General features: G+C 68.8%; 13 protein-coding genes. All 13 read right to left on the minus strand.

All coding sequences use genetic code 11. The features are described 5' to 3' along the window. Window positions 1–7: 7 nt before the first annotated feature. The 13 genes from BMZ47_RS25455 to BMZ47_RS25515 all read right to left on the minus strand — a co-directional run bounded on the left by BMZ47_RS25455 (window position 8) and on the right by BMZ47_RS25515 (window position 10551). The gene (locus tag BMZ47_RS25455; protein WP_091864920.1) at window positions 8–1207 is read right to left on the minus strand and encodes a phage baseplate assembly protein domain-containing protein; all 1200 of its coding nucleotides are present in this window, start codon (window positions 1205–1207) and stop codon (window positions 8–10) included. Then, entirely contained in the window at window positions 1204–2304 is a 1101-nt protein-coding gene (locus BMZ47_RS25460; protein ID WP_091864922.1) for a phage baseplate assembly protein, read from the minus strand. Before BMZ47_RS25460 ends, BMZ47_RS25455 begins: the two co-directional genes overlap by 4 nt. A 9-nt stretch (window positions 2305–2313) precedes the next feature. Then, on the minus strand, window positions 2314–2988 hold the full coding sequence (locus tag BMZ47_RS25465; protein ID WP_091864924.1) for a hypothetical protein: 675 nt from the start codon (window positions 2986–2988) through the stop codon (window positions 2314–2316). Continuing rightward, window positions 2989–3507, minus strand: coding sequence for a DNA circularization N-terminal domain-containing protein (locus BMZ47_RS25470; RefSeq protein WP_091864926.1), 519 nt, complete (start codon window positions 3505–3507; stop codon window positions 2989–2991). A 343-nt stretch (window positions 3508–3850) separates the two neighbouring features. Further along, a complete protein-coding gene (locus BMZ47_RS25480) occupies window positions 3851–6565 on the minus strand; it encodes a phage tail tip lysozyme (protein ID WP_091864930.1) in 2715 nt (904 codons plus the stop codon). Continuing rightward, window positions 6555–6746, minus strand: a complete 192-nt coding sequence (locus tag BMZ47_RS28265) for a hypothetical protein (protein WP_139221065.1) — start codon at window positions 6744–6746, stop codon at window positions 6555–6557. Before BMZ47_RS28265 ends, BMZ47_RS25480 begins: the two co-directional genes overlap by 11 nt. Then, window positions 6701–7108, minus strand: coding sequence for a phage tail assembly protein (locus BMZ47_RS25485; RefSeq protein WP_091864932.1), 408 nt, complete (start codon window positions 7106–7108; stop codon window positions 6701–6703). Before BMZ47_RS25485 ends, BMZ47_RS28265 begins: the two co-directional genes overlap by 46 nt. Next, window positions 7108–7467, minus strand: coding sequence for a phage tail tube protein (locus BMZ47_RS25490; protein WP_091864934.1), 360 nt, complete (start codon window positions 7465–7467; stop codon window positions 7108–7110). The genes BMZ47_RS25485 and BMZ47_RS25490 overlap by 1 nt, the downstream gene beginning before the upstream one ends. 55 nt (window positions 7468–7522) lie before the next feature. Further along, window positions 7523–9037, minus strand: a complete 1515-nt coding sequence (locus BMZ47_RS25495) for a phage tail sheath C-terminal domain-containing protein (RefSeq protein ID WP_091864936.1) — start codon at window positions 9035–9037, stop codon at window positions 7523–7525. 3 nt (window positions 9038–9040) lie between these two features. Next, window positions 9041–9289, minus strand: a complete 249-nt coding sequence (locus BMZ47_RS25500; RefSeq protein WP_091864938.1) for a hypothetical protein — start codon at window positions 9287–9289, stop codon at window positions 9041–9043. Then, a complete protein-coding gene (locus BMZ47_RS25505; protein ID WP_091864940.1) occupies window positions 9286–9849 on the minus strand; it encodes a hypothetical protein in 564 nt (187 codons plus the stop codon). The genes BMZ47_RS25500 and BMZ47_RS25505 overlap by 4 nt, the downstream gene beginning before the upstream one ends. Then, the gene (locus BMZ47_RS25510) at window positions 9846–10220 is read right to left on the minus strand and encodes a head-tail joining protein (RefSeq protein ID WP_091864942.1); all 375 of its coding nucleotides are present in this window, start codon (window positions 10218–10220) and stop codon (window positions 9846–9848) included. The genes BMZ47_RS25505 and BMZ47_RS25510 overlap by 4 nt, the downstream gene beginning before the upstream one ends. A gap of 4 nt (window positions 10221–10224) precedes the next feature. Further along, window positions 10225–10551, minus strand: coding sequence for a DUF2190 family protein (locus BMZ47_RS25515; protein ID WP_091864944.1), 327 nt, complete (start codon window positions 10549–10551; stop codon window positions 10225–10227). Window positions 10552–10630: the final 79 nt, after the last annotated feature.

Below are 10630 nucleotides of genomic sequence, written 5' to 3' on the forward strand. Positions count from 1 at the left end.
CGCGTCCTCAGCTCTGGCTGAAGTGCATCGATCGGATCAGGCCTTGGACCAGCCGCTGCTGCGGGGCGAGGAAGTTGAGACCCGGGCCCGCCTGGTTCTTCAGGGTCGAGAGCAAGCCACGCAGCTGCGCCACCTGTCCGACCACGGGGTTCTCTCGACCCAGGTAGGCGACCTGCGCCTGCAGCACCGCAGTCGCAGCGCCCGCGATGTCAGGCGGTAGCGGCGCGTCGCCGAGCGCCTCGATCCTTGAGAGCAGGCCGTCCACCTGGGCAGCCACGGGGTTGGCCGCGATCAGGCTTGCGATCTGCGCCTCAGCGTTGGCGATGAGGCCCTCGACGTTACCGCTCAGGACGCTCGCGAGCCCGGCGAGGTTCGGACTCATGAACATCTGCAGGGCTTGCTGGATCTGCTGCTGCAGGTAAGCCTGCGCCTTACCCTCGATCGCACCCGCCATGGCCTGGAGCCCATCCGGGGCCTGATTCAGGATCGGCGCCAGGGCCGCCAGGCCCGGGATCATGGTCTGCGCGATTTCCCGAAGCTTCGAGGTCACGTCGAACAGGCCGTGCAGGTTCTTCTCGGCCTGCGCGACCCGGGCCGCGAGGCCCTTCAGCTGGTTGTTCAGCTCGGCGGCTCCCGCCGCATCCGGCTTTGTGCCGGCGGTGACCGTGACGTTCTTGCCGGTGACAGTGGTGGCCGCAGTCGAGGTCGTGGCGAGCGTGCCCGCCGCCTTGCCGGTGATCGTGGTCGACGGCTTCTTCTCGGCCGTGAGGTTGGCGCCCTGGTTCTTCGCCTTCCCTGCCCCCTGGTCCGCAGTCACCCGCAGGTCGAAGCGCTTTGGGCTGTCCAGCACCACGCTGACCTGACCCAGGTGGATCGTCTGCTTGTTGGCGTCGGCCACTGCCGTGTCGCCGGGCTTCATCCCGTTCGGACGATATCGGCGGTCGGCCGCCGGCAGCGCGATCGGATGGGAGTTGTTGCCCGTCAGCGTGGCGAGGATGATCTCGGCCGCGCCCTTCGCGTCCGGCGGCATCGGGTAGTGCGTGACGCCGGCCGAGTGCCAATGCTCGACGCCGGTCAGGTTCTGCTGGTCTCGGACCCGGACGCCGAGCTCCTGCATGAAAGGGGTGTCATTGATCTTCGTGATGATGGCCCGGGACAGGCTCGCCACCACGCGATCGCCGGACGTGCGCGTCGTCGTGCGGTTCATGCGGCACCATAGAGGCCGGGCGGGGTGCCGCCGGTCTGCACCTGATCGCCGCCGTTGTAGGCGCCCGGCAGGACCAGGGTCAGCTGCGAGAGCGTGCCGGCCGGCCCCTGGGTCGAGTTCACCGCCTGGATGGCGAGGTTGAGCCGATCGTTCGTGAACAGCATGGGCGAATAGACCGAAACCGGATCACCGACGTGCTCGAGCCAGAGGCTGCTCTCGTCCCGGAACCAGCCCTGCACGGTGATCTGCACCGTCAGCTGGTCCGCGAGGTTGTAGCCATTCTCGTGCTGCGCCCGCATGCGCATCTCAGCCTGGTCACCCGGCATCTCGGCCGCGAAGACCAGGGGGACGTGCTGCTTCACCGATGAGTTCTTGACGGTCGCGGACTGGTCGCGCGCTGCGTCTCCGAAGCGCTGATCGTTGCCAGGACGCTGGCCCTGCGTCTGGATCTCGCTGAGCGCGCCCTCGTAGTTGAAGTTCGCCGAGGCGGCGAGGATGTTGCGGCCCTCCTGAAGGTCCGCGATCGTCTTCACCGCGTTGTCGAGCCGGTAACCGACGAGGTCCCCGTTCTTGTCGCAGAGGATGTAGGCGTTCCGCATCCGGCAGAGGCGTTCGATGAACGCGAACACCGTCTCACCAAACTGGACCGCGACCTTCTCGAATGGCTTGTCCATGCCGGACGCGTCACCCTTGGTCGAGAACTTGGTCCCGTAGGGCTTCAGCGCGGCGTTCGCGATCTGCGAGAGCGTGTAGCCCTTGTACTCGCCCTTGTTGTGATCGACGGTCGCCCGGACCACGGTGGCCGAGTTGGTGGTGCCGACGATCTGCAGGCCGTGCTGCTGGGCGTCGTAGGCGGGCTGCCGGCCGGTGATCCTGCCCTTCGAGATGGCCTGCCGCCCGCCGAGGATCACCTCGCACTCGTCGCCGATGCCGAGCTTCATGCCCGCCCAATTCGGAGCGCTCTCGATCGGCGAGGCGGCCGTGAAGGCGAACTTCGGGAAGGGATCGACGCCGGAGCGGGACACGCTCACGGTCTCGAAGTTCGAGTACCGCTGGCCGTTGACCGCGATCTCGGCGACCTCCGTCGGCTTCGGCATCGCGAGTCCTCAGGCCGACAGCGCGCGCCCGGCGCGCGGGGCGAACAGGGGATGCACGATCTCGTTCTCGGCGATGATCTCGTCGGCCCGGCCGGCATCGCCGTAGAGGCGCTGCGCCAAGGTGAGCGACGAGCGCACACGCCCGAAGGAGTAGGTCACGAGCTTCGGCAGCGGCCGGGACCGATCCGTCAGGTCCCGCACCATGGCGGCGCGGAGCCCGACCAGCGCCCGGTAGCCTGCGGCGTCGCCGGCGTCCGCCGCGGCGCTCTGAGAGATATCGAAGGCGGCCGCCACGAGGCCGAGCACCCGGTCCACCTCGTTGCGGCTGGTGTAGGTGGTCGCCGCGGTGATCCGAGCTTCCTGGATGCAGCAAAACATCTGGCTGCGGGATTGAATCAGCGCGGATCTCGCGTCCGCCGCTGCCAGCCCCGCGATCGTCGCCCGCAGCCGCTCCATCGTGTCGACCGTCATGCCCGTCTGCTGGGCGAGGCTGAAGCAGCGCGCCAGCGGGGTGAACAGCGCGGCTTGCCGGAGCAGGCCTTGGGCATCCGAGCGCAGATCCCCGACGGCCGCGTCGAGGTCGGCGCCGGCTGCCGCGAGGCTCTCAGCGCCACTGAACGCCAAGATGGCATCGAGGACGGCGCCGATCAGATCAAGCGCGGGCTGGTCGCGGCGCAAGCTCATTCAGGCGCCCCCTCCGGTCAGCGGTCGATTGGGATCTCGCAACGCGTACAGTCCCTGATCGCCGCCGGCGGCAACCGCCTGCTCGGCACCGTCGGCGCTCATCTGGACCTGGTTCTGGGTCGCGTCCGAGACCGTGAAGGCCGCGTCCTCGCCCGCTTCGAAGAACGGGATCTCGATCTCGCAGTAGCCGCCGCGCTCGCGGCGCTCGACGAGGTTGAATACGCCGTTCTTGACCTCGAACTCGCCGTAGGTCGGATGCACCAGCGTGCCGACGCCCTCGGTCTCGAGTTCGAAAATCAGGTCGTCGCGCTGATCCTGGTAGTCCGGGCCGATGCAGTAGGCGGTGACGGCGAACGAGTGCCCCTTCCGGCCCATGTCCTCCGGATACGGCGTGTCACGCTTCGGGAACTCGTGCGGGGCGATCCGCCGGCCGCCGGAACGGGCGCCGACCTCGACGTAGAAGACGGCTCCGCGGAACGAGGCCGGGCGCAGACGATCGCGCCAGGGGCTATCGGCCATTCGCGCCTCTCGACAACCTGCGGGCGATAACTACCTTGGCGGCCATGCGCATGATCCTCGCCGCCCTCTCCTTCGTTGCCGCCGCTGGAAGCGCGGGCGCGGTTGAGCGCGCCCCCAGCGTTCCAGAGCTTCTGAAGGCCGAGGCGCTGGCGAACCGGGATTGTCGGGGATCAACGGATGAACTGACCCGCGAAGAAGCCTGCCCACTCCGGGATCGTCTGAGCGGTCGCCTGTCCCAGGCTGGCTGGTGTTGGGGGCGGAAGGGGCAAATCGAGGCCCAGAAGGAATGGCACCCCTGCGGGCCGAACTCGATCTACATGGATGATACAGCGGCTGTCCGCCGCTAGTCCGCTTTCCGCATTTGCGACCCGTTCTGGGTCCGCACTTCCTGGAAGAGGTTGCCGTTCACGCTGGTCTTGGCCTTCGCCTCCGGGCCGGCCTTCTCGATCACGGTCGTGACGCTGCCGTTCACCTGTGCGCCGACCACGCCGGCTTGAGCCGCGGCAGCGCCGACCCGGGCGCCATCGAGACGCATCCGCTCCCGCTGGGCCTCCTGCTTGGCGCGCGTGGCGCGTAGAGCGATGCCCAGGTCTCGAGCGGCCCGCCGATCATCCTCGTCAGAGTAAAACGGCTTCTCGCCTTGGCGGCGCTCATCGTTCGGGTCGGCCAACACCTCAGCGCGGCGTGTGAATACGCCTTTCAAGCCTTCGCGCCGTTGGTTCGCCTCATCCATCGTGAGGCCCGGCGCGTCCCGCATGCTGTTCGGCTTCAGAACCCGCGGCGCACCGTTTGGGAGCGTGTCGCCGTCCCCGCCACCCTCGGCCTTGGGAATCGGCGTTCCACCGCGGCGATACAGTTCGAGCTGTCGACGGGCATGGGCCTCTCGTTGAGCCTGGAGACCGCCCGCATACCCCTCAAAGAGTTTTCCAATCCGATTTCCGCGGTTCAGATCCCTTTCGGAATGCCAGTTGCGCTCTGCGCCCGACCGCCCCTTACGCTCCTGATCGAAGAAGTCGACTTGAGCATCGAAATCCGTCCACGGGACGCCGCGCGCCTCGGCGAACCGCTTCAGCTCACGGAAGCGACCACCGCGCCACTGAAACATGCCATGCGCGGCGTCGTCACCGGTCCCGAAGCGCTTGGTGTCGCCAAGGGGTCCGTCAGATCGAACTCCACTTTCTTCGACAGCTTGCCCCACGGCCGTAGCGGCAGCCTCAGGGGTCCAGCCCCTCGCGATGAGGCGAGCCATGGCACGCTGAGCACGGGCATCTGTCCCGCCCCGCACTGCACCCTGACCGGCGATGCGTGGCCCGTCGTCGAAGACCCCGCCGCGCGCGCGTCGCCCCCCGGCACCACCCGGGTCCATCCTTTGCGGGCGCGGCCCGCCGCCCAGCCCGTTGAAGCGCCCGCCGCCAAAGACGCGACCCGCACCAGGGCCGGCGGGTCCCCGCTCGCCAGCATAGCCCGGTCCAGAACCACCGCGCCGCTCGGCCTGCGGGCCGCCGTAGAACTGCGGCGCTCCATCGCTCGGCGGTAGACTCACACCGCCGCCGAACCGGCGGAACCCGCTGCCGCCGAACGCAGCCGACTGGATCGTGGCACCGCCGAATAGCCCGCCCTGCGTGTCCATGGATTGCTTCTGGACGGTCGCGCCGCTGCGGCTGGCCTTCATCTCGTCGGTCAGGGTGTCGATCGAGCGCCGCAGCTTGTCCGACGACTCGAAATCCTTCTGTCGCTGCTCGGGCGTGCGCCCCTGTAGCGCCTTTAGCCGAGCCTCGGCGTCCTCGAGGTTCTTGCCGGCCTGCTCCGGCGTGCCGATGAGGCCCAGGCGCTGCTGCGTCCGACCGATGAAGTGGCCCTGTGCTTCGCTTGCCAGATCCTTCAGCTTGCGCAGCCGGTCGACTTCCTCCTGGGCCGCGATCTCGTCGTCACCCACCCGAGGGGCGAATTTGCGCGCCAGAGGGCCCGAAGCGCCGTCGAGACCGCGCGCAGCCGCGACAGGGTTGCCATTACGGATCGCGTGGATGGCCTCGGCGACCTCGTGGAACGCCCGGGCCATGGAGCCGGCGAGCGCCGTGCTCTCCTTCAGGAATGCAACGGCATCATCACCGGCCTGCTTGAAGTTGATCTCGCCGAGTTCTTTCTTGACGCCCTCCAGCCCCTCGCGGAGCCCCTTCAACAAGTCGCCGCGCTGGTCCGAAACGAGCTCGTTGATCCAGGTCGTGAACTGTGTGGCGGGCCCGAGCAACTCGCGCGCGATCAGCAGGCCGAACCGAGACATGGACCCCTTCAGGTCCGAGATCGAGCGGTCGAACTTGTCGGCGTTCAGGATGTCGTCGGGGTTGAACACCCCGATCTTCTCCCGGGCCTTCTTGAACAGGTCCACGACCTTGCCGAGGTGGCCGTCCGCGAGGCGCCCAAGATCCTGGTTACCGAAGAACTGCTGGGCGAAGATACCCCGCTCCACCGGGTTGCGGATCGTCTCCATGAAGGCGAGCGCCTTCTTGAGCTTTTCGCCCTCGTCGGTGGTGCGCTGGAGGTCGGTGGCGAAATCCTGGAACGCCTTGCGGCCGGCCGCGTCCGTGCCCTGCCGGACAACCCACTGGAACGCCTCGCCGGTGCTGCGCGAGAACAGCCGCATCTGGGCGGCGAAGTTCCGGGCGCCGTTGGCGACCGCGTCCTGCTCGATGCCGAACCGGCCGGCGACCGCACCAAACTCCTGGAGGGTCTTGGCCGCTACACCGGTCTCGCGGCTGAGCTGCCCGAGGCCGGACAGGTTGCCCGTAAGCTTGTTCAGCGCGCTTGAGATGCCGGCGACCGCCGCGCCAGCGGTCAGGCCGGTCACGCCGAGCGCGGCGAAGGCCGGGTTGATCAGGCTCGACGCGGTGCGCGCCGTCGACTGCATGGCGCCTTCGACGCCCTTGAAGCCCTTCGCCAGCGTCTCGCTGTGATTGGCCCCGGTGCGGGTGACGTCGAGGAGCTGTGCGCGGAGAGCCTTCAGAGGACCGGTGAACTTGTCCTGGACCTCCGCCTGCATGCGCAGGGCTTCATCCGCCATAGAGCTTGGCCTCGATCATCTCCTCGAGCACGTCCGGCGTGTGCCGGTTGACGACCGCGAGGTATTCAGGAGAGCGGGACAGGAAGCAGGCCGGATCGCACCGGTAGATCATGGCCAGGCGCAGGCAGCTGGTGATCAGCTCCTCGGCTGCGCCGGCAGAAAAAAACCGGCGAGCTGCCAAGCGCAGTACGTCCAATCGGAGGGGGCCATCTTCCCGATGAACGGCGGCGGCGTGTTGGACAGCCGAGCGATCATGGCGCTCATCTGCCGCCCGTCGAACCGGATCGTGCTGGATGGGTCGTCGGCGAAGACGTCCATGTGCACCGGGTTGCCGCCGACCTCGATGATGTCCATCGCGGTGGGCTCGCGAAAAAACAGCTCGTCGATTCGACGCAGCACGTGGCCGTTGGCATCCGCGATCTCGATCGGCTTGGAGAGCGTGACCTTCACGGCCCACGGGTTGACACCGGCGGGTGCCTGGGCCGGCGCGGCGGCCGGCTGCGGGGCGGGCTGCTGCTGCGGAACGTCGGTGAAGCCGTCCATCAGAACTCGCTCCCGCTGATGCCCTCGAACCGGACCCGGGTCATGCCCTGCTCGGCGTTGAGCTCGAAAGCATCCTTCGTCCAGGCCCCGAACAGCGTGTAGGTCCGGCCGTTCGCGAGCCGGGCCACCACCGTCGCGTCGGTGATCGCCGAAAGCTGCGCGATGGTGGTGTCGTTGCCCAGCGAGACGTCGCACTCGATGAACGGCACGCGCGGCCGCTCCTCGTATCCATGCACCCGGTCGAGGCCGGCAATACCGGTGCGCTCGTAGGCCGAGATGCTGACGCTGAGATTTCCGCGGAGCGCCAGCTGCACGCCGTCCGCCGTGATGTACGCCGTGCCGGCGATGCGCTTGCCCATGGTCTAGGCCTCCGAATGTGAGATCGGCCGCGAGGGCCCGGTGAGAGCCCGCGCGTCAGGCGCGGCCGAACTGCAGGCGGAACTGGGCCAGGACGGCGAACGTGCGCAGGCCGTTGGCGATGTCCGGCGGGTAGACGACGTTGAGGCGGGTCGGGATGTTCTTGTCCCGCTCCACCGAGAGGTTGTTCTTGAAGTTCTCGAAGTTCTCGGCGAGCCCGTCGAAGACCGCCGAGTTATACTCCGACAGCAGCTCGGACTTGACGATCGACGGGGTGACGATCGCCAGGCCGTCCGCGAAGGCCGTGTCGTCGTTCGCCAGCTGGTGCCGGCCGAACTTCGAGGTGACCGACGACTTCATCCGCCGGAACAGGCGGGCGAGGGTGAACAGCGTGGTGACGAGCTCGTAGGCGTCGTCGGACTGGCCGTACTGGTTCACCTGGTAGGTCGTCTGCTCGCGCAGGATCATCATGTCGCCCGACGGCGCGACGCCCTGCATGGCGAGACCCGCGGTGGCCAGAGCCTGCCGCTGGTTGCCGTTGAACCGCCCCTGACGCTGCGCCGGCAGGATGCCGGTGAACTCCAGGGTATGGAGCGGCCGGGCCGGGGCGTTGAGCAGCGCGTCGGCGGCGGCCGCGGCGTAGGCCGCCGTGATCTCCCAGATCGGCGCCTGGGCCGTCGGCTCGACCGGCATGATCGAGACGTTCGGCGAATTCCGGGTCGGCCCGAAGGTCATCAGGTTCGCGTAGGTGTCGCGCCGCGCCGAGAAGATGCCGCCGTACAGCTGCCGGGCCCAGCCCCAGCGGCCGGACGGGGTGAAGCCGTACTCGATCTCCCAGAGGGCGAGCGAGACGGAGTCGGTGAAGGGCAGCGCGACGTAGTCGTACTCGTCGTCGCCGATGGCCGGGATCGCCGCGGTCATGTCGGGCGAGCCGGTGCCGCCGGACATCGCCGTGTAGGCGAGCACGAGGCCGGCCGGCAGCACCTCGCCGCCGATGGACCCGTAGAAGCAGTCCAGCAGCTGAATGTCGTTGCCGGTCAGCCCCTTCCAGTCGCAGGTGAGGTTGACCTTCGCCGGGTTGGTGCCGTCGACCGCCGCCGAGACCGGCAGCATCGAGACGGCGTTGATCGCGGCCGCGATCTTGGTCGCGAGCTGCCCGGCCGTGTCCGAGCCGTTGGCCAGGACGCTGACGACCTGCCCGGCGATGTAGAACGGGATCGTGCCGGCCGTGGTCGGCGCCGTGGTGACCGCGATCGCGCCGGTGGCGGCGACGCCTGCAGCCGGGTCGGCCAGCGCCATCATCCAGAGCTCGTGATACGGAGCGATCCGGAAGTGCACGATGGCCATGCGGTGCAGCATGGAGCCGTAGCCGAACAGCGCCGCCGCGTTCTCGGGCGAGCCGACGGCGATCGGGACGTTCTTGGCCGCGACGCCCTGGGGGAGCATCTGCCCGACCTGCAGCACGGGCTCGCGCTGGGTCGACAGGCCGGCCTGGCTGCCGTCGACGGTCAGCCAGAACAGCGGCTGCTTCCAGTTGGCCGGGATATCGGAGAGGGCGCCGTTCGTGGGCATGGATCAGGCCTCCTGGGCTTTGCCCGGGGCGGGCGCGGGGGTGGCGGGGGCAGCGCGGCGGCGCGCGGCGGTGTCCTGCGCGGCGGCGTCGGCATCGTCCTCGGCGGTCCGGCGGATCACGCCGTCGAGGATGAGGCGCAGGGTGTACTGGTCGGCGATCCAGTCGGCGCCGCCCTCGGCGGGCATCGGCCCCTCGATGGGATGCGGGGGCACCGGGGTTTTCTTGGAGACGGGCTCCACGTGGAACTTCATGGCGTCTCCTCCTGAGGGACGGGAATGATGAAATCGGGCTCGGGCGCGCCGGGGTGGCCCGGGCGCTTCAGCGTCACGGCCATGTCGAGGAAGGCGTCCGGCACGATCGGCGGGAAGTCGACGCGGACGCGGAAGGTCATCTCCAGCCGGAGCTCGGCGAAGTACGTCTCGCCGTCCTGCGGGTAGATCCGGCGCCGCGTGATGCCGGTCACGGCCTCGAACAGCGCGCACGGGCCCTTGGTGGTGAACGACGCATCGCAGAGCAGGCGCTCCTCGATCGCATCCACCGCGGCGTCGTTCTGGCCGTCGAGCACCAGGGTGCTGGCGAAACCCCGCATGTCCGAGATGCCGATGGAGATCTCGGACACGAAGCTGGGCGCGGAGGCGCCGGCATCACCCTCGGGGGTCAGCCGCTCGCCCATGATGAACACGGACAACTGCGGGAGCTTATCCGGCTGCTGCTGCGGCAGCGGCACCCGGCGCGGCCGGGTCTTGTAGCCCGGGAGGTCGGAGAGGCGCTCGACGATCGCCTCGCGGATATCGAACGCCGCGGTGGTCACGGGCCAACGACCTTCAGCGACAGCGACGTGCCGCCCTGGCCATCGTCGTCGGTGTCCTCGATCTCGCAGATGCCGATCCGCGGCAGGCTGCCGGCAGCCGGGATCTCGACCAGATCGCCAGGCTGAGGCTGGATCTCGAAGTCCCGCGCTTGGATGCCGAGCGTATGGGACTGGGACGACATGATGCCGTCCTCGGTCGCCACGTCGATCGGCCGACTCGCCCAGACGCCCCGGGAGGCGAAGGGCTGGCCGGCCGGGACGGTGACGCCGCCCTCACGCCGCGCGGGCTGTGACGCCTGCGGGGTGATGATGATCGGCCGCGCGAAGATGTCGATGCACGGCGCGAGCGTCAGGGCGGCGAAGTCGATCACGGCGTCAGGCGGCGCGCGGGATCAGGCGGACGCGGCCGACAGCCGAGGGATTGGCGGCCGCCTCGGCGGCGTAGCCCAGCAGCGTCCCCCCCGACGTGGAGGTAGCGGCCGTTCCGGTCCAGTAGATGGCCTGCCCGACCGTCCAGGCCTCGGCAGAGGTCTTCGGCAGCTCGAACACGCCGCGGGTTTTAACCGCGACGGGTGCGCCCTGCGGCTGGGTGGTGGTGGCGACGCCGACCATGAGGCCGATGATGACGAGGGCACCGCTCACGACGCCGCCGGCCGGGGCCGGGACGGTGAGGGTGTCGCCCTCCATGATGAAGTTCTTCATGACGCGCTCCTGCGCCGGCGGGACGCGCCCGCGCGGACCGAGAGTTCAGGGTGGGGTGGAGGTGCGGCCGGCTCGGGCG

This window comes from Methylobacterium brachiatum (genome assembly GCF_900113845.1).
In the GTDB taxonomy this organism is placed as follows: Bacteria; Pseudomonadota; Alphaproteobacteria; order Rhizobiales; family Beijerinckiaceae; genus Methylobacterium; species Methylobacterium brachiatum.